The 24251-nt window shown below is 60.3% G+C and carries 17 protein-coding genes; 9 read left to right on the top strand and 8 right to left on the bottom strand.

Annotation, left to right across the window (positions count from 1 at the left end):
• The first annotated feature begins 2 nt into the window (after positions 1 to 2).
• Both JBO08_RS05555 and JBO08_RS05550 read left to right on the top strand, forming a co-directional pair.
• Positions 3 to 773, top strand: a complete 771-nt coding sequence (locus JBO08_RS05555; protein ID WP_049708534.1) for an SDR family NAD(P)-dependent oxidoreductase — start codon at positions 3 to 5, stop codon at positions 771 to 773.
• A 184-nt stretch (positions 774 to 957) separates the two neighbouring features.
• The gene (locus tag JBO08_RS05550; protein ID WP_220074348.1) at positions 958 to 2280 is read left to right on the top strand and encodes a carbohydrate porin; all 1323 of its coding nucleotides are present in this window, start codon (positions 958 to 960) and stop codon (positions 2278 to 2280) included.
• On the opposite strand, the gene JBO08_RS05545 is transcribed toward JBO08_RS05550, so the two are convergent.
• The 5 genes from JBO08_RS05545 to JBO08_RS05525 all read right to left on the bottom strand — a co-directional run bounded on the left by JBO08_RS05545 (position 2277) and on the right by JBO08_RS05525 (position 7234).
• Positions 2277 to 2891: an LpxA family transferase gene (locus JBO08_RS05545; protein WP_083213991.1), complete on the bottom strand. Its 615-nt coding sequence runs from the start codon at positions 2889 to 2891 to the stop codon at positions 2277 to 2279. The genes JBO08_RS05550 and JBO08_RS05545 overlap by 4 nt on opposite strands.
• A gap of 195 nt (positions 2892 to 3086) precedes the next feature.
• Positions 3087 to 3413 carry an aldehyde dehydrogenase family protein gene (locus JBO08_RS05540; RefSeq protein ID WP_256534135.1) on the bottom strand — a complete coding sequence of 109 codons (327 nt, stop codon included), beginning with the start codon at positions 3411 to 3413 and terminating at the stop codon, positions 3087 to 3089.
• Between the two features lie 47 nt (positions 3414 to 3460).
• On the bottom strand, positions 3461 to 4906 hold the full coding sequence (locus JBO08_RS05535) for a mechanosensitive ion channel family protein (RefSeq protein WP_065873232.1): 1446 nt from the start codon (positions 4904 to 4906) through the stop codon (positions 3461 to 3463).
• 179 nt (positions 4907 to 5085) lie between these two features.
• Positions 5086 to 5952: a pirin family protein gene (locus JBO08_RS05530; protein ID WP_065909106.1), complete on the bottom strand. Its 867-nt coding sequence runs from the start codon at positions 5950 to 5952 to the stop codon at positions 5086 to 5088.
• A 76-nt stretch (positions 5953 to 6028) separates the two neighbouring features.
• Entirely contained in the window at positions 6029 to 7234 is a 1206-nt protein-coding gene (locus JBO08_RS05525) for a multidrug effflux MFS transporter (protein ID WP_220074349.1), read from the bottom strand.
• Between the two features lie 101 nt (positions 7235 to 7335).
• Here JBO08_RS05525 and JBO08_RS05520 point away from each other — a divergent pair, with 101 nt between their 5' ends.
• The 4 genes from JBO08_RS05520 to JBO08_RS05505 all read left to right on the top strand — a co-directional run bounded on the left by JBO08_RS05520 (position 7336) and on the right by JBO08_RS05505 (position 16707).
• Positions 7336 to 8442: an efflux RND transporter periplasmic adaptor subunit gene (locus tag JBO08_RS05520; protein ID WP_220074350.1), complete on the top strand. Its 1107-nt coding sequence runs from the start codon at positions 7336 to 7338 to the stop codon at positions 8440 to 8442.
• A 2-nt stretch (positions 8443 to 8444) separates the two neighbouring features.
• The gene (locus JBO08_RS05515; RefSeq protein ID WP_065873236.1) at positions 8445 to 11528 is read left to right on the top strand and encodes an efflux RND transporter permease subunit; all 3084 of its coding nucleotides are present in this window, start codon (positions 8445 to 8447) and stop codon (positions 11526 to 11528) included.
• 134 nt (positions 11529 to 11662) lie between these two features.
• Positions 11663 to 16318, top strand: a complete 4656-nt coding sequence (locus JBO08_RS05510) for an RHS repeat-associated core domain-containing protein (RefSeq protein WP_258407214.1) — start codon at positions 11663 to 11665, stop codon at positions 16316 to 16318.
• The gene (locus JBO08_RS05505) at positions 16318 to 16707 is read left to right on the top strand and encodes a hypothetical protein (RefSeq protein WP_065890848.1); all 390 of its coding nucleotides are present in this window, start codon (positions 16318 to 16320) and stop codon (positions 16705 to 16707) included. The genes JBO08_RS05510 and JBO08_RS05505 overlap by 1 nt, the downstream gene beginning before the upstream one ends.
• 289 nt (positions 16708 to 16996) lie before the next feature.
• On the opposite strand, the gene JBO08_RS05500 is transcribed toward JBO08_RS05505, so the two are convergent.
• The 3 genes from JBO08_RS05500 to JBO08_RS05490 form a co-directional block, all read right to left on the bottom strand.
• On the bottom strand, positions 16997 to 18226 hold the full coding sequence (locus JBO08_RS05500; protein ID WP_220074352.1) for a M20/M25/M40 family metallo-hydrolase: 1230 nt from the start codon (positions 18224 to 18226) through the stop codon (positions 16997 to 16999).
• Positions 18227 to 18274: 48 nt separating this feature from the next.
• On the bottom strand, positions 18275 to 19333 hold the full coding sequence (locus tag JBO08_RS05495) for a diguanylate cyclase (RefSeq protein ID WP_065876402.1): 1059 nt from the start codon (positions 19331 to 19333) through the stop codon (positions 18275 to 18277).
• A gap of 82 nt (positions 19334 to 19415) precedes the next feature.
• Positions 19416 to 20048 (bottom strand): LysE family translocator, encoded by a 633-nt coding sequence (locus JBO08_RS05490; RefSeq protein WP_065876403.1) that lies wholly within the window; start codon positions 20046 to 20048, stop codon positions 19416 to 19418.
• A 123-nt stretch (positions 20049 to 20171) separates the two neighbouring features.
• Here JBO08_RS05490 and JBO08_RS05485 point away from each other — a divergent pair, with 123 nt between their 5' ends.
• The 3 genes from JBO08_RS05485 (at position 20172) to JBO08_RS05475 (ending at position 23761) form a co-directional block, all read left to right on the top strand.
• Entirely contained in the window at positions 20172 to 21575 is a 1404-nt protein-coding gene (locus tag JBO08_RS05485; protein WP_220074353.1) for a PLP-dependent aminotransferase family protein, read from the top strand.
• A gap of 144 nt (positions 21576 to 21719) precedes the next feature.
• Positions 21720 to 22460 (top strand): response regulator, encoded by a 741-nt coding sequence (locus JBO08_RS05480; protein WP_065876405.1) that lies wholly within the window; start codon positions 21720 to 21722, stop codon positions 22458 to 22460.
• Positions 22457 to 23761: an ATP-binding protein gene (locus JBO08_RS05475; protein WP_065876406.1), complete on the top strand. Its 1305-nt coding sequence runs from the start codon at positions 22457 to 22459 to the stop codon at positions 23759 to 23761. The genes JBO08_RS05480 and JBO08_RS05475 overlap by 4 nt, the downstream gene beginning before the upstream one ends.
• Positions 23762 to 24251 lie beyond the last annotated feature (490 nt).

Here is a 24251-nt window from a genome sequence, read left to right as displayed (position 1 = left end):
TTATGTTGCTTGCAGACAAAACCGTGATCATCACCGGCGCCTCCCGTGGCATCGGCCGCGCCGCCGCCCGTGAATGCGCACGCCAAGGCGCCCGCGTAGTCATCGGCCACAGCGGCAGTGGCCAAGGCACGGAGGCGGCGTATTCGTTGATTGAAGAGATACAGGCGTTTGGCGGTGAAGCCATCGAAGTGGGCGGCGACGCTGCGGACCCGGACACCGGCGACAAACTGGTGGCGGGCGCAGTCAAGGCCTTTGGCAGCGTCGACGTGTTCGTCAATAACGCCGGCATCTGCCCGTTCCACTCGTTCCTCGACATGCCCCGCGAGGTGTACCTGAAAACTGTCAACACCAATCTCAACGGCGCCTACTTCGCCGTGCAGGCGGCGGCCAACCAGATGAAAAACCAGGGGCGCGGCGGCGCAATCATTGCCGTCAGCTCCATCAGCGCCCTCGTCGGCGGCGGTATGCAAACCCACTACACGCCGACCAAGGCTGGGCTGCATTCGCTGATGCAGTCCTGTGCGATTGCCCTGGGGCCTTATGGCATTCGCTGCAACTCGGTACTGCCGGGGACTATCGCCACCGACATCAACAAGGAGGATCTCGCGGATGAGGAAAAACTCGCCTACATGACCTCGCGCACGCCGTTGGGTCGACTCGGCGAGCCGGATGACGTGGCAGGGCCGATCGTGTTCCTGGCGTCGGACATGGCGCGCTATGTGACCGGTGCGTCGTTGCTGGTGGATGGCGGGTTGTTCGTTAACCTGCAGTAACCCCCGCTCTTCCTGACACCACAGTTCCAATGTGGGAGCGGGCTTGCTCGCGAATGCAGTGTGTCAGTCACCAGATTCATGCCTGAACCACCGCTTTCGCGAGCAAGCCCGCTCCCACAGGGGGCCTCTGTGTGCCTGAAATTTGTGCTGAACCCAATAAAAACAACAATCCAAGGAGCCTCCCATGCGCACCACCCTCCCCCTGGCCCTGCTCTGCAGCGCCATGTCCACCTGTGCCTTCAGCGCCGGTTTGCTGGACCCAAACTCCCCCGCCATGCTCGGCGACTGGAACGGCCTGCGCCCGCAACTGGCCGAGCAAGGCTATGACTTCACCCTCAAATATGTCGGCGAAGTCGGTTCCAACCTTGGCGGTGGGTACAACTCGCACACCACCGCGCGCTGGAGCGACCAGTTGATTCTTGGCGTGAACATGGACCTGCAAAAACTCCTTGGCTGGCGCGACGCGACCTTTCGCATCGGCATCGGCGAGCGCCATGGCAAGGACATCACCAATGACCGCGTGCACCAGCCCAACGCCACCGGACTGACCTCCACCATGGAAGTCTTCGGCGGCGGCAATGCCTGGCGGCTATCGCAGTTCTGGTACGAACAGAAATTCTTTGAGCGCAAGTTCGCCCTGAAACTGGGGCGGTTCGGCCATGGCGAAGACTTCGATCAGTTCCCCTGCGAATTCCAGAACGTGACCCTGTGCGGTTCCCAGGAAGGCAACTGGAACGGCGTGTGGAACAGCTTCCCCATCAGCCAGTGGGCGGTGCGCGCCAAGTACCAGTTCACCGACGCGTTCGCGGTGCAGGTCGGTGCCTACGACAAGAACCCCGGCAACGCTGAAGCCAGCAATGGTTTCAAACCGTTTATCAGCGGCTCCCAGGGCACCAGCTTTCCCATCGAAGCCATCTGGAAAGGCCAGGTTGCCGGGCTGAATGCCGAATACCACGTGGGTTACTACTACGCCAACGCCGACACCAAGGACATGCTCAAGGACGCCGACGGCAACTTTGCCGCCAGCTCGCAAAAGCCGTATCGGATGTATTCCAGCAACGACGGCTGGTGGCTGTCGGGCCAGCAGCAACTGACCACGGTCGACGGCAACAGCAAACGCGGACTCAACGTGTTCGCCAACCTGACGATGAATGACCCGGACAAGAGCGTGATCAAAAACCTGATCCAGGTCGGCCTGATCTACCGGGGCCCTTTCAATTCACGCCCGGACGACACCTTCGGCATTGGCGCGTCGAAACTGCAGGTCAGCGACCGCTACACGCGTAACACGCAGATGCTTAACGAGGCCAATGGCGTGATCGCCATCGACGACCCGCTGTATGTACCCGAGCAGCGTCGCGAGTACAGCTACGAAATCAACTACGGCGTGCAAGCGACGAAGTGGCTGATGGTGCGGCCCAACCTGCAATACGTGAAATACCCCGGCGGACTGGCGCAAACCACCGGCGCGGTCGTTGGTGGCGTGCAGTTTATCGCTGACTTCTAGTCGTTCTCTGCATCAAACACCTGCCCGCGCCCCACCACACTGGCGGGCTTGAGCACGGCGCCCGGCGCCAACACCGCATTGGCGCCGATCCGGCATTGATCACCGAGCAACGCGCCAAACTTGTCACAGCCCGTGCGTTTCAAGGCCCCGTCGACCCGCACCTGCACATTTTTGTCATCGCGCTCGTTGCGGTAGTTGGCGACGATGCTCCCCGCCTCCAGATTGATCCCATGCCCCAGCACCGAATCGCCGACAAAGTTGAAATGCGCCAGCTTGCTGGCGCTGAACACAAACGAGGTTTTCAACTCGGCACCAGGGCCGATGATGCAGCCCTCATCCAACCAGCAACCACCGCGCAGCAGCGCGCCACTGGCGATAAAACAATCGGCGCCGATGATCAGGGGCGGCTTGAGCAAGGCGCCGGGCTCGACAGTGGCCGTACGGTGGATGGCGATGTCATCCCGAATCAGGTACTCGTCGGCTGGCAGCTCGGCCAGTAGTTGGCGAACCACGGCAGGCGCCTGGGTGACCAGCGCCCACGGCGTCAGGTCCGCCCAGGGTGCCAGCGCGGATTGGGAGAAATGGGCGATGTAGTCGGTGAGTCGGATCAACGTCGAACCCTCTAACGGTCGGAGAAGGTCAGACGCTAGCATTATTCGTCTTGTAATGGATCTACAGGTGGCTGAAACCTTGTAGTGAGCGAGCTTGCTCGCGCTGGGCTGCGAAGTGGCCCCAAAAAACGGGAGCGCTGCGCACTTCAGCGCGAGCAAGCTCGCTCACTACAGGTCAGTGAGCGTCTTGGAGGATCAGGTCGGCGCACTGCCGCCCAGCCCTGAACGTTTCCAGCCGGCGTGAAAGCCCTGGTAAGGGTCTGCCGGGGTGCGATTGACGTACAACTCGCCGGCTTCGATGGTGTTCGCCACGTTCATCGCCGTGCGGTAGTTCTCGGTGTAGAGCACCGACGACAGGCCGAGCGGGTGGTCGTTAGCCCTGGCCAGTGCTTCGTCGATATCGCGGTACTTGAGCACCGGCAGCACTGGGCCGAAGATTTCTTCCTGGATTATGCCCAACGTTGTTGTTATCCGAGTGACATGCAGTTTTGTCATCGGCCAGCCGTTGGACAAACGACTTATTGCGTGGGGTAACGTGCAAAAAAACGCAGGTTAGTCGGTTTCGGTGGTCAGAACCCGCGCGTGCGCAGCCACTGCAGGAAGCCCTTCTTCACCGGCACCACCGGCGTCTCCTGGGTCAGGGCCTGCGCGGCGTGCATGCGGAAGTCGAGCAGGGTTTTCATCGCGTCACTGATGTCGTGGCGGGCGTCCAGGCATGGCGTCAAGTATTCCTTCTCGATGCGGTACAGGGTGCAGAACGTCTTCGCGGAAAAGTCCGCCAGCGCGGCCTGGTCCGTCAGGATCCCCGCCTCGCCAATCACCTCGCCCGGCCCCATGCGTCCGGCTTCGAATTTGTGCCCAGCCTTGGTCAGCATCACCGACACCACGCCGGACTCGATGATAAACAAATGATCGCTGACCTCTCCCGCCGGCAAAATCATCTCGCCGGTACGGTAGGTGTGCAGGGTCATGTTCTGGCTGAAGGTGTCTTTTTCCTCTTGGCGCAACGTGGAGAAGATCGTCGAGTTGTCCAGCAGCGCCCGCGCCCGTGACGTTGCCGCCGGCGTGGCGCTTTCGACGGCGGACAACAAACTCACGCCCGCCGCCTGCAGGTGCCGGAAAGCCAGGTCGTAGAGCTGGTTACGCACTTCGCGCTTGAGGGTCATGGCCGGTACAAACCCACTGATTTCATACTCGACGCCGCCACTGGCCGAGGTCTTGAACGCCACGCTCGGCGCAGGTTTGCTTAACAGTGGCCGGCAACCCTGCATCGCCCGCTCCAGCGACTCGATCACCGTTTGCGGACGCGCATGCGGGCTGACTTGCAGGCTGACCGCCAGGCCAAACATGTCCGCCGGGCGCGAAAAATTGATGATCTTGGCCTTGGCCGCCAAGGAATTGGGGATCACCGCCATGCTGCCCTGGGAGGTTTGCAAGCGCGTGGCGCGCCAGTCGATGTCCGTGACCCGGCCTTCGGTGCCGTCGATGGAGATCCAGTCATCCAACTGATACGGCTTGGTGGTGTTGAGTACGATGCCGGAAAACACGTCGCTCAACGTGCTCTGCAGGGCCAGGCCGACGATGATCGCCACCGCGCCGGACGTGGCGAGCACGCCTTTGACCGGCAAGTCGAGCACATAAGCCATGGCGGCAATGATCGCGATCAGGAAAATCACCGCGCCCATCAGATCCTGCAACAACCGCCCAGTGTGCCCGACCCGCTGCATCATCAGCGTACCGAGCAACACGGTCAGCGTACGCGCCGCAAATAGCCACCAGCCGATCTGCAACGCGGTGGCCGCCAGGTGCAAGGCGGTGTTGTCCGCATAGGGCGCGAGCTGCATGGGGTTCATGCCGTCGTTGAACAGCACCGCACTGAATACCGCGAAGATCACCAACCGCGCCGCCAGCTTCCAATTGGCGAGGTCGGCGGAAATGAGCCGCCACACGGCGATGTCGATAAAGATCAGCGCCAGGGCGCACAGCATCGGGTGTTCAGCGATAAATGAGGGCATCCAGGCGACTCCAGGGCGAATGACGGGAAGATCGCATGAAATGAAGAGATGGGGTATAGCGCAGGACAAAATGTGGGAGCGGGCTTGCTCGCGAATGCGGTGGTTCAGTTGGAATATCTTTGACTGATCCTCCGCATTCGCGAGCAAGCCCGCTCCCACATTAGAGCTGTGGTCGCTCCCTAGGCGTGCATCTGCCCGAACTTGCCTGCGTGGAAATCAGCAAACGCCTGATGAATCTCCTGCTCGGTATTCATCACAAACGGCCCATGCCCCACGATCGGCTCGTCGATAGGCTCGCCACTCAGCAGCAAGACCTTGGCGTCGTCGCTGGCCTCCAGGCTGAGCTGGCTGCCAGCGCGCTCGAACAACGCCAATTGCCCTTGACGCGCTACCTCCTCGCCATTGACCAGCACCGTGCCACGCAGAATTACCAGTGCAGTGTTGCGTCCTTCATGCAGGTCCAGGGTGACTGGCTTGGCGGCGTTGAGGCGAACGTCCCACACGTCTATCGGCGTGAAGGTGCGGGCCGGGCCATGGCTGCCGGCGAATTCACCGGCGATCAGGCGCAGTTGCCCGGCGTCGTTGGCCAGTGGCAATACCGGGATGTCGCCGTCGACAATGGTCTGGTAACCGGCGTCGGCCATTTTGTCCTTGGCCGGCAGGTTGACCCACAGTTGCACCATCTCCAGCGCACCGCCGCTGCGGGCGAAGGCTTCGGAGTGGAACTCCTCGTGGAGAATGCCTTTGGCGGCGGTCATCCATTGCACGTCGCCCGGGCCGATTTTGCCGCCGGCGCCGGTGGAATCGCGGTGTTCGACCTCACCGTCGTAGACGATGGTTACGGTTTCAAAACCGCGATGGGGGTGTTGGCCGACGCCGCGACGTTGTTCAGTCGGGGGGAAATCAGCCGGGCCGGCGTGGTCCAGCAACAGGAATGGGCTGATGTGCTTGCCCATGCTGTCGTAGGAAAACAGTGTGCGTACCGGAAAGCCGTCGCCGACCCAATGGGCGCGGGGGCTGGTGTAGATGCCGATAAGTTTTTTCATGGTGTACCTCCAAAGTGCCTACACCATAAGTCTGCCAACGCTTGAAGACTAGCCGGCAAAAGCGACCTTGTTCGTCCTATGTATAGGACAATCCCTTGGCCTGGCGCTGACGCAGCAGGTGAAACGCGACGAATGCCGCCACCGCAAAGCACGCCTGGATAATGATCATCGGCGCGGCACTGCCATCGCGCAATTGGCTCAACAACACACCGCTGCAGGTCGCACCGAACATCTGCGCAAACCCCATCAAGCCAGCAGCCAAACCCGCGCGATGCGCGTTGGGCATAACCCCGCCCGTGACCGAGCCCGGTAATACCAGGCCGCCACCGAGGGTCACCAGGGCAATCGGAATGTCCAGGCCGAGGACCGACAGGCCGAACAGCGCATAGATGACCAGCGCCGACACCCCGCCAATGGCCACCATTGTCACGCCCATCGCCACAATCCGCTGCGGGCCCAGACGCATGATGTTGCGTCGGGTGTAGGTGGAACCCACGATCAGCATCGACACGATCAGGCCGAAATTGATGCCGTATTCAAGGCTGCTGAAGCCCAGCAAGTTGATAAACACCGCGGATGAACCGGCGATCACCGCAAACATGGCGCCATAGGTACACGCCAGGGCCACGGCGAATGCTCGATATTGGCGGCCCTTGAGCAGATCCAGGTATTGCCCGCCGAGGGTGCGCCAGTGGCCGGCCTTGGGATCGAGGTGATGGTTGCTCTCACGGAAGAACAGCAAGGCCAACAGCAACACCACGCTGCCAATCGCCAGCGCCAGGAGGATCGGCGCGTGCCAGCCAAACAATTTAATCAGCAGGCCCCCCACCATCGGGGCCACCACAATGGCGTAGAGCATGCCGATCATGGTCAGCGCCAGGGCCGGGCCGGCTTCGGCCTTCCACACATCACGCACCACCGTGCGCGCCAAAACCAACGCGGCGCAGGCGCCCAGGCCTTGCAGCACGCGGGCGGCGATGAACTGATGAATGTCGTGGACCAGCAACATCGACAAGGTGGCCAGCACATACAGCACCAGGCCGCCGATCAGCACCGGGCGCCGGCCAATGCGGTCCGACAGCGGGCCGAACAGCAGTTGCCCGAAGCCGAAAGCGGCGACAAATGCGGACAGTGACATCAGTGCCGACCCCGTTGGCGCTGCCAATGCCTGTTCGATGGCCCCCAGGCCGGGGATGATCAATTGGGTCGAAACCTCACCCAGTGCCGTCAGGGCCACCAGTAAAAACAACAAGCTGCGCGATGGGACCGGGGCGTTTGTCATGCGAGGCATCCGGGGGGCTGGATTAATTTATATTTCGACCATAATATGAGCGAAAAATTATGTCCATAATTTTTTGCCCTATGGTTACCCCGGAGCCCGCCATGCACCCTCTCCCCCTGCGTCTTCTCACGCCCCTGGCGCTATTGATCATCCTCAGTGGCTGTAACAGCCAGGCCGACACGGCTGCTGAAGTGCCTCAGCCGCGCCCGGTCCTGGCCGCCAAAGTCGAAGCCGCCGGCACCCAGCAAAGCGCCTATACCGGTGTGGTGGCAGCACGTACCGAAAGCGACTTGGGCTTTCGGGTCAGTGGCAAGGTTATCGAGCGCAAGGTCGATCCGGGCCAGCACGTGTCCCGTGGCGATACCCTGCTGGTGCTGGACATCGGTGACTTCGAACTGGCCCTGCGCTCGGCTAAAAACCGCGTCAACGCCGCCCAGGCGCAACTTCGCCAGCGCCGCGACGATGAAAACCGCTACCAGCGCCTGGCCAGTACCGGTGCGGTATCGCGGCAGATCTTCGACCAATCGGCGACCAACCTGCGCGTCGCTGAAGCGGAACTGGCCGCGGCGCAATCCGACGCCAGCCAGATCGAAAACCGCCGCACCTATTCAGTGCTCAAGGCGGATGGCGACGGCATCATCACCGACGTACGAGCGGACCGAGGACAGGTGGTGGCCGAAGGGCAGATCGTCGCGCGGCTGGCCCATGACGGCGCCCGCGAAGCCATCGTCAACCTGCCGGAAAACAGCCGCGCCCAGGCTTCACAGAAAGCCCTGGCCTCTCCCTTCGGCACCCCGGACCAGGCGGTGACCGCCACCCTGCGCGAACTGTCCGCCAGCGCAGACCCGGTCACCCGCACCTACCGCGCGCGTTATGTACTGCATGGCGCCGTCGACCGGTTTGCGCTCGGCTCCACCATCACCGTGCGCCTGCAAGGCAACGGTCAGGCGCAGCAAACCCGGGTGCCCATCGGCGCGCTGCAGGATTCGGGACAAGGCACTGGCGTATGGCTGATCGGCGCGGATGACAAGGTCAGCTTCGCGCCGGTGAAAGTCGCCAGTCTTGGCCAGGAAGACGCCCTGCTCGACAGCGGCGTGACTCCCGGCCAGATCATCGTCGCCCTCGGCGCGCACCTGCTGCACAGCGGTGACGCGGTGCGCCTGCTGCCTGCGCAAGTGCTGGCCCTCAACCGCAAACAGGACAACTGAGTATGCGCGGCATCAACCTCTCCGAACTGGCGGTCAAACACCGCGCGGTCACGCTGTTTTTGATCATTGCGATCCTTGCGGCCGGGGTCTTCTCGTTCGGCAAGCTGGGACGCGCCGAAGACCCGTTGTTCACGGTCAAGGTGATGACCATCACCGCCGCCTGGCCCGGCGCGACGGCGCAGGAAATGCAGGAACAGGTGGCCGACCGCCTGGAAAAACGCTTGCAGGAACTGGACTACTACGACCGTGTCGAGACCATCGCCCAACCGGGCTTTGTATCGATGCGCATGACCTATAAGGAATCCGCGCGCCCCAGCGACGTCCCGGACCTGTTCTACCAGACCCGCAAAAAGCTCAGCGATGAAGCGGCGCGATTGCCCAACGGCGTGATCGGGCCGTTCTTCAACGACGAATATTCCGATGTGTACTTCGCGTTGTATGCCCTGGAGGCCGAGCATTTGCCGCATCGGCAACAAGTGCAGATGGCCGAAGAACTGCGCCAGGGCTTCCTTAACCTGCCGGGGGTGAAGAAGGTCAATATCCTCGGCGAGCAAGCGCAGCGGGTGTTTGTCGAGTTTTCCTATGAGCGCCTGGCGACCCTGGGCATCAAGCCGGACCAGATCTTTGCCGCCCTCGCCGCGCAGAACGCGGTAGCGCCCTCGGGCTTTGTCGAGACCGCCGGCGCCCGCGCGTATATTCGTATCGACGGGGCTTTCGACAGCCTGTCGCTGATCGAAAACGTACCGCTGGAAGTCAATGGCCGCGTGTTGCGCATCGCCGATGTGGCCACCGTCAGCCGTGGCTATGAAGACCCGCCCAGCTACCGCATTCGCCACCAGGGCGACCCGGCGTTGATGCTCGGCGTGATCATGGAGAAGCACTGGAACGGCCTGGAACTGGACAAAAGCCTTAAGGCCCAGGAGGCCAAAATCCAGGCCGACCTGCCCTTGGGCGTGAATTTCGCCAAAGTCTCGGACCAGGCAAAAAACATCAGCCTGGCAGTCAATGAATTCATGCTGAAATTCTTCGTCGCCCTGGCGGTGGTGATGCTGATCAGTCTGTTGGCACTGGGCTTTCGGGTGGGCCTGGTGGTGGCGGCAGCGGTGCCGCTGACCTTGTCGGTGGTGTTTGTGATCATGCTGCTCACCGGGCGCGAATTCGACCGCATCACCCTGGGCGCACTGATCATTTCCCTGGGTTTGCTGGTGGATGACGCGATCATCGCCATCGAGATGATGGTGGTGAAGCTTGAGGAAGGCTTCGACCGCATTCATGCCGCTACTTTTGCCTGGAGCTCTACGGCCGCACCGATGCTGACCGGGACGTTGGTCACGATTATTGGCTTCCTGCCGGTGGGTTTTGCGCGCTCGGGTGCCGGGGAATATGCCGGCAATATCTTCTGGATCGTCGGCTTTGCGTTGATTTCGTCCTGGTTGGTGGCGGTGGTGTTCACGCCGTATCTGGGCGTAAAGCTGCTGCCGCAGATCAAACCGGTGCCCGGCGGCCACGACGCGATTTACGCCGGACGCTATTACCAGAAACTACGGGGTTTGGTCGAAGCCTGCGTGCGTCAGCGCTGGCTGGTAACCGGATTGGTGGTGGCCGCGTTTGTGCTGTGCGGGCTGGGCATGGGTGTGGTGAAGAAGCAGTTTTTCCCCAACTCCGACCGTTCCGAGCTGATCCTCGAGGTGTACATGCCGCCCGGCAGTGCCTTCAAAAGCACCGAGGCGGTGGCCGCACAGTTGGAAAAAGCGCTGCTGCAAGAGCCGCAAACCACAATGGTAGATACCTATGTCGGCGGCGGTGCGCCACGCTTTTTCCTGTCGCTGAACCCCGAGTTACCCGATCCGGCGTTTGCCAAACTGATCGTTCAGACCCCGGACTCTCATGCCCGCGACGCATTGAAAGTGCGCATGCGCGAGCGAATTGCCGCCGGTGAGTTTCCCTCGGCGCGGGTCCGCGTGACGCAACTGCTGTTCGGCCCGCCCGTCCCGTTCCCGGTGGTGTTCCGTGTTTCAGGTCCGAATCTGGACGTACTGCGCGGCGTGTCCGAAGACGTGCGCAAGGTCGTCGCAGCTAACAAGATGACCAAGGACGCCTTCCTTGATTGGGGCGAGCGCACCAGCGGCTATCGCCTGGTACTGGATCAGGACCGCCTGCGCCTGCTCGGCTTCACCCCCAACGAGGTCAAATCCCAGCTCAATGCCTTGCTCAGCGGCAACCCCATCACCGAAGTGCGCGAAGGCAACCGCACGGTGTCCGTGGTTGCGCGCGCCCAGGGCAGCCAGCGCGAGAACCTCGGCAACCTCAACAACATGACCCTGACCAACAGCGCCGGCACCTCGGTACCGCTGGCCCAGGTCGGGCATTTCCAGGCGGTGATGGAAGAACCGATCCTAAAGCGCCGCGACCGCGCGACCACCGTGGAAGTACGCGCCGACATCATCGACGGCGTGCAACCGCCCGACGTGGAAATGGCCGTCTACAAAGACCTGCAACCGCTGATCGCGAAATTGCCCGCCGGTTACCAGATCGACATCGGCGGCCCGGTCGAAGAAAGCGCCAAGGCCAACGTCGCCCTGGCTGCGCTGTTCCCGATCATGATTTTGCTGACCCTCACGGTGATCATGTTTCAGGTGCGCTCATTCGGCGTGATGTTCATGGTCTTCGCTACCGCGCCGCTGGGATTGATCGGTGCGGTGCCGACCTTGCTGCTGTTCAACCAGCCGTTCGGGTTCAACGCGATCCTGGGTTTGATCGGGATTGGCGGGATCCTGATGCGTAACACGCTGATTTTTACCGACCAGATCCGTCAGAACCAGGACCACGGCATGCCGATTCGCGAGGCGATCATCGAAGCCACGGTGCGCCGCGCCAGGCCGGTGATTTTGACCGCATTGGCGGCGGCGTTGGCGTTTATTCCGCTGACGTTGTCGGTGTTCTGGTCGTCCCTGGCCTTTGTGCTGATTGGCGGAGTGTTGGTGGGGACGGTGTTGACGCTGTTGTTTTTGCCGGCGCTGTGCAGTTTGGTGCTTGGGCGAGAGAAGACGAAAGCTGTCGAAACTTCCCACATAACCGCCGGATAAGCTCTACTCCCCTCCGCTGAAAAGGTCTGCAAAGTCCCTCGCCTGAATACACAGTGCGAGGGATTGCAGATGGACTTTTCTGTTGTTGGAGCTGTTTCTTGAACCCGGCCATTGGCAGGCTGGCCCTGACGCCAATGGATGTGAAGACGGTCGATGTCGAGGCCGTCTTTCTCGATTTCCGTGAATGCCTGAACACGTTTGATGACTGGGCGGAAAGCTTCTGGAGCTTTTCCGCGCTGGATATCGAGCAGGTGTTCAAGGTTGGGGATGAGGTAGCGTTGGTCGCGCCGATCAACCGTTCTCTTTATCCCAGTACCACCACCGCTACCTGCCAGGCCAACGGCACGTTAACCCTGGTGCACATGTTTCAAAGCACGCGATTCGTGCCCATCGGCAACACGCCGGTGATGCTGCAACGCGTCGATCCCAACGGCGGCCCACTGGGCGAGCCTGTTCACAAGACCATCGGCCCGAGCGGCATTCTCGAAATCGACGAGTGCGAGCGTAACCAGCAGTATCGGGTCAGCTTTTATCCCAATGTTTCCAAAGACCACGTCAGGGCGCTGTATGCGTCTTATCAGGCGGTGATTGATGCGTTGGAAGTTCGCCTGCGCAACGAGTGGAAAAGCACTTTCGAAGCCCAGTGGAAAGACTACACGGACGCCAACCCGCTTGATCAGCGCAGGATGCTGGAGAAGGCGTTTCTTCAGGGAATGGGTAAGGCGCTTTACAGCCTTTGGGACAATTTCACACAACTGTACGACCTGCTGGCGGATATCCGGGCCAACAGTGAGAAGTGGCTGCAATACGTCTCCCAGACCGAACTTGATGAACTGCTGAAACTAGGCAAAGACACCCTTGCCCGTGGTTTGCTGGTGGTCAGCGATGAGCCTCTGATGTTCATCTACCTGTCGGCGATATCCAGTTGGATACGGATGTTGCCGCCGCAAGAAATGAACGAAGTGATGGGGGAAATTACCGGCGAGGTGTTGATCACGCTGCTGCTGGTGAGGGTAGCGGGTGCCATGGGTATCACCGTGCGCCTGGGTACGCAGGTGTTAGGCCATATCAAGTCCGGCCGGGTGCGCAAATGGCTGGAGATGCTGGCTGATCAGCTTGTCGGGCCGCGGTTGGAACAGCATGTTGAAGCGGCCAAGCCGTTGTTACTGGGGGGCGCCGGGACGCCGATCAAGGTGATTCCGGATGTGCCGTTGAAGGCTGGGGATCAGGTGGTTTCCAATCCGGTGCCGATGGTTCGGGACAAGGCCCAGCGGACGGTGTTGGTGCGGCAGGAGCCTGTGGACGATGTGCCTGTTGGTTCGAAAAATCCGGCGGGGGATGCGACGGCTTCTGCGGATAAGACCGCGACCAATGGCTGCCCGGTATCGATGGTTACCGGGGAGGAATTGCTGACGCTGACCGATGGTGCGCTCGATGGGATCTTGCCGTTTGAATGGACCCGGTTGTACCGCACCAGTGCGGTGGAAGTGGATTGCGGGTTGGGGTTTGGCTGGAGTCACTCGCTGGCGCATCGACTTAGTGTTTCTGGTGATTCGGTCGTTTGGACGGATCATGAGAATCGCTCGACTACCCTGCCCTTGCCGTCTGTTTCTCGACCCGCGATCACCAACAGCCTGGCCGAAGCGGCGATCTACCTGGGGTCGTTGCCTGATGAGTTAGTGCTGTCTCAAGGGTCACGTTTCTACCATTTCCGCGACGGTGTGCTGACAGCGATCAGCGATGCATATGACAACCGGCTGCGCATTTTCCGTAACTACCTGGGGCAGATCGAGCGGCTGGATAACGGTGTGGGGCGCTCGTTGTTTTTGCGCTACGCGTCGGGCCGCATTGTTGCGGTGGATTACCAGGTTGAGCGGGCTGTGGATGACGGTCCGTTTGTCTGGGTGACAGAGCAGAACGTTGTTTCCTACGCCTATGACGATGTCGGGCGGTTGGTTTCAGCGACCAATGCTGTAGGTGAAAGTGAGGTTTATCGGTACGACGAACAGCACGTCATTCTTGAGCGCGGACTGGCCGGTGGGGCGAGTTTCTTTTGGGCGTGGGAAAGGTCTGGCAAGGCGGCGCGGTGTGTCCGGCATTGGGCGAGCTTTTCGCAGATGGACACGCGGTATGTCTGGGATGACGACGGGCAGGTCACGGTTCATAACGCCGATGGCAGCCAGGAAGTCTACGTGCATGACCAGCGGGCGCGGCTGGTGCAGCGGGTGGATCCGGATGGTGCTGAGCATTTCAAATCCTACGATAACAAAGGCCGGCTGACGGTTGAGCAGGATCCGCTGGGGGCGGTGACGGCGTATCAGTATGACGAAGCTGGGCGCTTGGTGGCGTTGTTTCCGGGGGATGATGAGCCGACTTCCTACGAGCATGAGAATGGGTTCGTACGGGTTGTAAGGCGGGGTCTGGCGGTTTGGAAATATGAGCGCAATGACCAGGGCGACGTAACGCGCAGGACCGATCCAGACGGTAATTCCACGGACTACAGCTACAACAAACAGGGACAACTGACGCAGGTTTGGTATCCCGATCACAGCTGTCAGCGGCTGGTGTGGAATGAACGCGGACAACTGCTTGAAGAGCTGCTACCGAATGGCGGAATCAAGCGCTATCGCTATGACGACCTTGGGCGGAGAACCACCCAAGAAGATGAGCACGGCGCGCTCACACAATTCGAGTGGAACAACGTTGGGCGATTAGTCCAAATCGTCTTGCCGAGTGGTGACACGCGTAAATATACCTACAACGCTTACGGAAAAATCACCTCCGAACGCGATGAACTGGGGCACGTCACCCGTTACGAATATGCCGATGGCCTGCATCTAATTAGCCGCCGCATCAATGCCGACGGCACCCAGGTCAAATACCGTTACGACAACGTGCGGTTGTTGCTGACCGAAATCGAAAACGAAGTCGGTGAAACCTACCGGCTCCAGTACCACAGCAACGGCCTGATCCAACAGGAAACCGGGTTTGACGGCCAGCGCACCGCTTACGTCTATGACCTCAACGGCAACCTGCAAGAAAAGACCGAACACGGCGACGATGGCAGTCAGCTAGTCACCCGCTACGAGCGCGACCATGCCGGACGACTTGTAAGAAAAACCCTGCCCGACGGCAACATCGTCGATTACGCCTACGACCGCCAAGGCAACCTCCTAAGCGTCGACGACGGCCACTGGGCGCTGGCCTACGAATACGACCCGCAAAACCGCCTCACTGCCGAACACCAGGGCTGGGGCACCTTGCGCTATGGCTACGACGCCTGCGGCCAACTTCAAAAGCTACGCCTGCCCGACAACAACCGCCTCACCTTCAACCACGACAAAGGCGGCCATCTGACCACTGTCGACTTGAACGGTGAAACCCTCACCTCGCACCTGTTCAAAGCCGGCCAGGAACACCAACGCCAGCAAGGCCAACTGATCAGCCATTACCACTACGACGATCAGCAACGCCTGCACGCCCACGCCGTTACCCAACAGGAACACTACCTTTACCAACGCCAATACGACTACGACAAAGCCGGCAACCTCACGCACCTGCTCGACACCCGCAAAGGCGAACACCACTACCACTACGATCCCCTCGCCCGCCTGACCCGAGCCGATCACTCCCAAGGCGAGCAGGAACGCTTCGGCCACGACCCGGCCGGCAACCTGCTCATGCAAGACCGCCCCGGCCCGGACATCGTCGCCGGCAACCGCCTGATGATCCAAGGCGACCGCCACTACGACTACGACGCCTTCGGCAATTTGATCCGTGAACGCCGAGGCAAAGGCCAGCAACTCGTCACCGAATACCGCTACGACTGCCAGCACCGCCTGATCGGCCTCACCCAACCCAACGGCCAAACCGCCAGCTACCGCTACGACCCGTTTGGCCGCCGCATCAGCAAAACCGTTGACGGCATAACCACCGAGTTCTTCTGGCAAGGCGACAAACTCATCGCCGAACACCACGCGGATCACCACCGCAGCTACCTCTACGAACCCGACAGCTTTCGCCCACTGGTGCTACTGGAAGGTTTCGGCCCAAAAGAAACCAAGCCCTACCACTATCAACTCGACCACCTCGGCACCCCACAGGAACTCACCGCCCCGGATGGCGAAATCGTCTGGTCCGCGCATTACCGCGCCTACGGCGAAATCACCCGCCTCGACATAGGAAAAGTCGACAACCCGCTGCGCTTCCAAGGCCAGTACTTCGACTCGGAAAGCGGGCTGCACTACAACCGCCACCGCTACTACAATCCGGATATTGGTCGTTACCTGACGCCCGATCCGGTGAAATTGGCGGGTGGGATCAATGCGTACCAGTACGTGCATAACCCTACCGGGTGGGTCGACCCACTAGGACTAGCGTGTACGCCTACGAATTGCCCTCAACAGAGTGCAAAAAAAGAATGGGAATTAAATGCTGGTGTCGATCTAGACTGGCGCAATCAAAATGGCAATGGTCATGAGCAAATGCATAAAGGTTTGGATGAGGCCTTTCGCAGAACAGGTATACCAAAGGATGACTACAGCGTGACAAAGTGGGGAAAGGACAAATACGGAAAATCTTTTCCAACCGAATGGAGGGTTGAGAAAGGCCCAAAGAAAGGCGCAGAAGTGAATATAGATGACCCTACGCTAGTCCCTAGTAAACAAGGTCCGCAGTCACCACATATTGGCTATCAGACTCACGGAAAAAGAATCGATGGAGGAGCAGTAAGAGGGCACATACTGCTCAAAGTGCTTCCAGTTAGCCGCTCAAAAATAGGAGTACGTTGATGAATTATCTGGAAGCAGAAATAGACGAAGCAGTCATTGCGCTGAAAATCGCACACAGGAAGCTAACCGCGGAAGACATCAACAAACTAATAAGCGCTTTAACTAAAAAGTTTTTCAAATTCGAAAACACCCTATTAGATCCTATGGAGTTCAACAACATAAGTAGCGAACACAACCCAAATTTCTGGCGAGAAATAAAGGACCGTATAAAAAAGACAGATCTGACACTAATGGTCTTCGACACTGACTATAGAGCATGGAAAATCAACAACTCGCATGATCTTGCAGATATTTTAGGGGAAACAACCGGTTATCCGTTTTGGGTGACAGATAGCGAGCTAACGTTCTTGATACATTTGGACGACCATAACTGCGTAATCTCGGCATAAAGCCAATAAAGATAGTTATATTTAATGGCGATACCTATCGGTTAGCCAACGAGGTCATGAAGACGCTCTCGAAAAAGCCATCCTCAAATACCAATTAACAGGTAACTCCAATCTTCAAGGCCACACCGCCCTCCTGTGGCGAGCGAGCTTGCTCGCGCTGGGCCGCGAAGCGGCCCCAGTACAGACAATGGGTATTTTCAGTTAAATAGGCATTGGCTGTTTTGGGGCTGCTTCGCAGCCCAGCGCAGGGCAAGCCTGCTCACTACAAGAGAACCTCAATCAGCAGAGATCACCGCTTCGAAAGCTCCATAATCATCCGACTCAACAAATAAACCCGCGGCGCCACGCTCTCCACCTCCGCATACTCCTCCGCCGTATGAATACCCCCCCCGACAATCCCAAACCCATCCAACGTCGGCGTCCCAACCCCAGCCGACAAACTCGCATCCGCCGCCCCACCACTGCCTTCAATCGTCAGCTTCTTGCCCAACTCCCCATAAATCCCCTGGGCAATCGCCACCAACTTGTCCGACTCCGGCGTCTGCGGCATCGGTGGTAAGCCGCGTTGCAGGGTGGTCTTCACTTCCGTGTCCGGGATCAGCTTGTTCGCCGACACCCGCGCCAAGTCCTTCTCGATGCGATCAAACTCTTCCGGCAACGCCGCACGCACGTCAGCCTTGGCGGTAGCTTGGTCAGGAATCACGTTGGTACGGTCGCCCGCCTTGAGCACGGTAAAGTTGATGGTGGTTTTCTTCTCTTCATCGCCCAGCTTGCCCAGTTGCAGGATCTGGTGCGCAACCTCCATGGCAGCGTTGCGGCCCAGTTCCGGGGCGACGCCGGCGTGGGCGGCTTTGCCTTTGACTTCTACCAAGGCAGTGGCGCTGCCTTTGCGCCAGACCACCAGGCCGTCGGCTGGGCGGCCGGGTTCGAGGTTGAGGGTAACGTCGTGGGCCTTGGCGGTTTGGCGAATCAGTTCAGAAGCGGCGTCGGAGCCCGTTTCTTCACTGGCGTCGAGCAGGAAGGTGATTTGTGCGTAGTCCTTGAAGCCTTGGTCCTTGAGGACTTTGAGCGCGTAGATGCCGGCGACGATGCCGCCCTTGTCATCCATTACGCCGGGGCCATAGGCGCGGCCGTCCTTGATGTGGAACGGTCGCTCGGCGGCCGAGCCTTCCTTGAATACGGTGTCCATGTGGGCCATCAGCAGGATCTTGGCTTTGCCGGTGCCCTTGAGCGTGGCAACCACATGACTGTTATTGGCCGCTTTATCCGGTACCAACTCGATGCTGAAGCCCAGTTGTTTCAGTTCATCAACAGCGATGTCGCGCACTTGGGTCAGGCCCGGCTCATAACCCGAACCCGAGTCAATGTTCACCAGGCGTTCCAGCAATTTCAGGGCTTCGGCCTTGTACTGTTCGGACTGCGCCTGGATCTGTTTATGGGGTTCGGCGCTGTAGGCCGGCACGGCGAAGGACAAGGCCAGGGTGGCGGCCAGGAGAGTACGCGGGAAGTTGAAGTGCATGAACCGATCCTTGTTTTTTGTGGGAGGGTGCCGCCACACCCTACCCCACTAGACCGATCGCAACCAACTCCCCTGCGTGGAGCTGACGCGGTTGCGCCCGCTGCTCTTGGCCTCGTACAACGCCTGGTCGGCGTCGTTCAACCAGCTTGTGGAGTCGGCATGGGTCGGCTGATACGGCGCCAGGCCGATGCTCAAACTGGCACGTAAGGTCGGGTCCTGGGCGTAGGCCAGGGCGTTGAAGCGATCGCGCAACGCGTCCATCACTTCGGTGGCGCGGTTGAGCGGCATGTCCGGCAGGATCACGCAGAATTCGTCACCACCGTAACGCCCGGCCAGGTCGGTGGCGCGCAGGTTCTGGCGCAGGACTTTGCTCAATTGGCGCAGGACGATATCACCGGTGACATGGCCGTAGGTGTCGTTGATGGTCTTGAAGTGGTCGATATCGATCAACGCGATGGCGCCGCCTGAGAAACCTCGGCGGCAGCGTTGGAATTCGATTTCAAGGTGATCCTTCCAGGCGCCATGATTGAGCAGGCCGGACAGGCTGTCAGTACGGCTCAGCGCCAAAAGCTCGCGCTTGTGGCGCGCCAGCGTCACCGCCTGGCGATAGCAGATCCAGCCCAATGCCAACGGATACAGCATCAGGATCGGCAGGCAGGCATAGAGTTGGGTTTGGGTCGTCACCGCGATAAAAGCGGGGGCGAATAACAGTAACGAGGTGCCGATGCCGAGCGCCTGCGCCACCCACCCCGCCAGCATGAAGCGGGGACCGCCGATGGCCACGTTGTTCATGGTCATCATCGACAACGTGGTCACGCTGGGCAGTGGATTAAAGTGCATGGCGCCGACCCAGAACCCACCGCAAAACGAATCGAACAGCAGGTGGCGTCGTTCGCTGCGCAGTGCATTGGCGGTGCGTAAGGTCAGTTGAAACGCCAGGTGCGGCCAGACAAACGCGTTGATGACCATCCAGGCCCACACCCACCATGCGGGGTCCAGCGGATACATCCCGAACACCACGCACACAAAGCCTAGCGTCAGCCCGAGGGTACGGGATTTGTACAGCCGTGAAGCAAGCCGAAGCCCGTGTCCTTCTGCAGCTGACATGATGAGATGAAATCCTGAGTGATTGCCTGGAGTCTATCAGGGCACCGGCAAATCGCCACTACCCTTCATAAGCTCAAAACCCTCAGTGGGAAAAGCCTCGCGCCAGCATCAGCGCCACGCCCAGCAGCAATACTGCCGTGACCCGCTGCAACACCACGCGGCGCTTGGGGTTTTCCAACACATGCTTGATGCGCTGGCCGAAGTAGCAATACAGGCAGCCGCTGGCGAATTGCAGCACCAGGAACGTCATGCCAAGGATGGCAATGTCCACCGTCGAACCCTGCCCACCGGTCCCGGCGAACTGCGGGAACACTGCGCTGAACATGATGAGGGTCTTGGGGTTGGAAAACCCGGTCAGCAAACCCTTGCCGAACAGGCTGCGCGAGCCCTCCACAGCGCCGACGCGGTCGATCGACGGGCCGCTGCTGGTCCACTGTTTGTAGGCCAGGTACAGGATGTAGGCCACACCGACAATCTGGATGCCCTGGGTGATGGCAAGGTTGCCCTTGATCAACTCCGAGAAGCCCACGGCGAAGATCAGGATCGATATCAGGTACGACACACTGGCACCGATCTGCGCCGGGATCGAACGGCGCAGGCCGTCGCGCAAGCCCAGGCTCAACAGCAGCAGGGTCATGGGGCCAGGGCTGAACGTCATGGTGGCGCAAAAGAGCAGGAAGTAGAGAAACGAAGAGAGGGTTAACGCACTGGTCATGGCCGGGGCCCCGAGGAAGAGAGCCAGCAGTCTAGGCAGTGGGCGTTGCGCAGGGCAGGTAAAGTGAGGCCTAATTCGCCCGAACTTCACCGGTAAAATAACCGGCAAAGACAAGGAGTTTGCATGTTCGTATCGGCCATTGCCTTTATAGAGGGCACCTCTAAGGTGCAACAGATTGTGGAGGCGTTCAGCCAGGCCATCGAAAACGGTGAATGGGCGCCCGGCAGCCAGTTACCGTCGGTGCGCGAGCTGACCCAGACCCTGGGCGTGAGCAAATTCACCCTCAACGAAGCCCTCGACCGTCTGCGCGGGCGCAATCTGCTGACCTCCCGTCAAGGTCGTGGCTATTTCGTAGCAATAGACCGCGTGCGCCCGGCCACGGCGAACTGGGTTGATTTACTGCCTCAGGACCTGCTCAGCGTACTGCGCCGCCCGCTTGCCACGGCATATGGCGACCTGCGCCCCGGTGGCGGCCACTTGCCGGAAGCGTGGCTGGACAGCGAAGCCATTCGCCAAACCATGCGCAGCGTGGTGCGTGCGCCCTCGTTGCGCATCGCCGGGCTGGGCACACCGGCCGGGCTATTACCGTTGCGCCAGGCCTTGCAACAGAAACTCCACGGCGAAGGGTTGTTGGTATCGGTGGAGCAGATCATCACCACCCCCAACACCGTGCAAGGCCTGGACATGCTGATGCGCCTGCTGGCGCGCCCCGGCGACACCGTGCTGCTGGATACGCCGTGCTACTTCAACTTCCACGCCAACCTGGCCCTGCATGGGGTCAAGGTCGTGACGATCCAGCGCCGCCCCGACGGTTTTGATTTTACTGCACTTGAACAACTGTTGGCCGAACACCGACCCAGCCTGTACCTCACCACCAGCGTGCTGCAGAACCCCACCGGCCACTCCTTCAGCCCTGGCCAAGCGTTTCGCTTGTTGCAACTGACCCAGCACTACCATTGCCATATCGTCGAGGATGATCTCTACGGCGACCTGCACCCCAACCCACCGCCGCGCCTGGCTGCCCTCGCCGGCCTGGACCAAGTCACCTACTTGTCGGGGTTCTCCAAGATCCTCAGCGCCAACGCCCGTGTCAGCTTCGTGGTCGCCGCGCCGCAATTGGCGGCCAACCTGACCAATATGAAGTTGATGAGCGGCGGCGTGACCTCGGAGCTGTTCGAGCAGATCGTGTACCGCATGCTCAGCGAAGGCAGCTACGCCAAGCACCGCAAGCGCATGGTGCAGCGCTTGATGGAGGCCGGTGGGCGGGTCGAGCAATGGCTCAAGCGTTGCGGCTGCGAATTACCCATGGGTTACGAAGGCGGGATGTTTATCTGGGCGCACCTGCCGCCTGGGATCAACGGCGAGCAGCTGGCCCAGGCGGCATTGAAACAAGGCATGGTGCTGGCGCCGGGCGCGCTGTTTGGTTATGACCCGGCGCACCGCGACTTGATGCGCTTCAATGTGGCCCACAGTGACGAGCCACGGGTGCAGCAGGTGTTTGAGGCGCTGCTGGGTAGCGCCCTCTAGCGCAGGCCGATACGTTCGTTGAGCGTTTTTTTGCTTCGTCGTGTATCTCATTATCGCCAGATACACTGCAATACAAAGGGCACGAGGCAGCGGCGGCGCCAATGGCTAGACTGCGCGCACTGAGTATTTAACGAGGGTGGCAGCATGGATCATGTCGATCACATCCTGATTGTCGATGACGACCGGGAGATCCGTGAACTGGTAGGCAACTACCTGAAGAAAAACGGCCTGCGCACCACTGTGGTCGCCGACGGGCGCCAGATGCGCAGCTTCCTCGACACCACCCCGGTGGACTTGATCGTGCTGGATATCATGATGCCGGGCGACGACGGCTTGCAGCTGTGCCGCGAGCTGCGAGTGGGCAAGCACAAGGCCACGCCAGTGCTGATGCTCACAGCACGCAACGATGAAACCGACCGCATTATCGGCCTGGAAATGGGCGCTGACGATTACCTGGTCAAACCGTTCGCCGCCCGTGAACTGCTGGCACGTATCAACGCGGTACTGCGCCGCACACGGATGTTGCCGCCGAACCTGATCATCAGCGAGACCGGTCGTTTGCTCCGGTTTGGCCGTTGGCGCCTGGACACCACCGCACGCCACCTGCTCGACACGGACGACACCCTGGTGGCCCTGAGTGGCGCCGAATACCGCCTGTTGCGGGTGTTCCTCGACCACCCCCAACGCGTGCTCAACCGCGACCAATTGCTCAACCTGACCCAGGGCCGCGACGCCGACCTTTACGACCGCTCCATCGACCTGCTGGTGAGCCGCCTGCGCCAGCGCCTGCTGGATGACGCCCGCGAACCGGCCTATATCAAGACGGTGCGCAGCGAGGGCTATGTGTTCTCGCTGCCGGTGAAAATCCTCGGGGCCGATCAATGAGCTTCAAGCTCGGCTGGCCCCGCACCCTGGCGTCGCAGTTGTCGCTGATCTTCTTGATCAGCCTGGTCTGCGCCCATGGCCTGTCTTTCAGTGCGCAGTTCTACGAGCGCTACATCAGCGCGCGCACCGCCATGTTGGGCAACCTGGAAAACGATGTGTCCACCTCGGTGGCGATCCTCGACCGTCTGCCCGCCAACGAGCGCGCCAGCTGGCTACCGCGTCTCGACCGGCAGAATTACCGCTACCTGCTCGACGACGGCGAAACCGGTGAGCCGATGAGCAGCAACGCTGTGCCCATGGCCGCCACCTCGATTGCTGATGCATTGGGTGAACGCTACGCGCTGACCTTGCGCGACATCCCCGGCCTGCAAAAACACTTCCAGGCGCACCTGACCCTGGCGGATGGCAGCCCGATCACCATCGACGTGCGCCCCGCGATGGTCCCCGTCGCCTACTGGTTGCCGGTGGTACTGGTGCTGCAACTGGCACTGCTGCTCGGCTGTACCTGGTTTGCCGTGCGCCTGGCCATCCGCCCGCTGACGCGCCTGGCCCGCGCGGTGGAAACCCTGGACCCCAACGCACATCCCACGCTGCTCGACGAGAATGGCCCGACCGAAGTCGCGCATGCCGCCGCCGCGTTCAATGAAATGCAAAAACGTATCGCCGAATACCTCAAGGAACGTATGCAGATCCTGGCGGCCATTTCCCATGACCTGCAAACCCCGATCACCCGCATGAAACTGCGCGCCGAATTCATGGACGACTCCGCCGACCGCGACAAACTCTGGGGCGACCTGAGCGAGATGGAACACCTGGTACGCGAAGGCGTGGCCTATGCGCGCAGCGTCCACGGTGCGACCGAAGCCAGCCACCGCATCAACCTCGACGCGTTCCTCGACAGCCTGGTGTTCGACTACCAAGACATGCACAAACACGTCAGCCTCAGCGGCAAAAGCGCGGTGGTCCTCGATACCCGCCCCCACGCTCTGCGGCGTGTGCTGGTGAACCTGGTGGACAACGCCCTGAAATTCGCCGGCTCCGCGCAACTGGAAGTGGGCTCGATGGCCAACGGGGAATTGTCGATCAAGGTCTTGGATAACGGCCCCGGCATTGCCGAGGACGAACTGGTGCAGGTGATGCAGCCGTTCTACCGCATCGAAAGCTCGCGCAACCGTGGCACCGGCGGCACCGGCCTGGGGCTGGCGATTGCCCAGCAACTGGTGGTGGCGATTGGTGGCTCGCTGACCTTGAGTAACCGCCCGGAAGGCGGATTGTGCGCGCAGATCAAGATCAGTGTGTGAGGTTGAGTCGGGCTCCCTAAGCCTTACTCAGTCCGAATGTATAAGCTGGCTTGCCGGCGATGCAGAAGCCCGGGTTCATCAGGCACACCGGGGCGATGCCTTCGCAGGCAAGCCAGCGTCCACAGGGAAACGCGTACGCCTCATTGATCAGGTCGGCTGGCAGGCCTGCGACATTCACTGCCCTCTTGCGCGTTGACCATCGTAGCCACACACCATATAGTGTGCCCACAAACAGAACAGACCACTACATAGTGTGCAGTATCGGTATTTATCGACCACACTATGCGCAGTATTTCAATGCCTGAAGCCTGCAATTTACTTATTTTTTGGCGGCTCCAAGGGCCGTCAAACCCGATCTGAAAGGAATATTTCGATGCTGAGTTGGGATGAAGTCGATAACGAAGACACCGGTGCAGCGGTGATCAAAGGCGCCAACGCCGGCCACGCCACCGAAGCCAACATGGACCGCCTCGACGGTGCCGGCGCTGCC

The sequence above is a fragment of the Pseudomonas sp. LAP_36 genome, from assembly GCF_019456785.1.
Classification (GTDB): Bacteria; Pseudomonadota; Gammaproteobacteria; order Pseudomonadales; family Pseudomonadaceae; genus Aquipseudomonas; species Aquipseudomonas tritici.
This window is presented reverse-complemented; position numbering and strand designations above follow the sequence as displayed.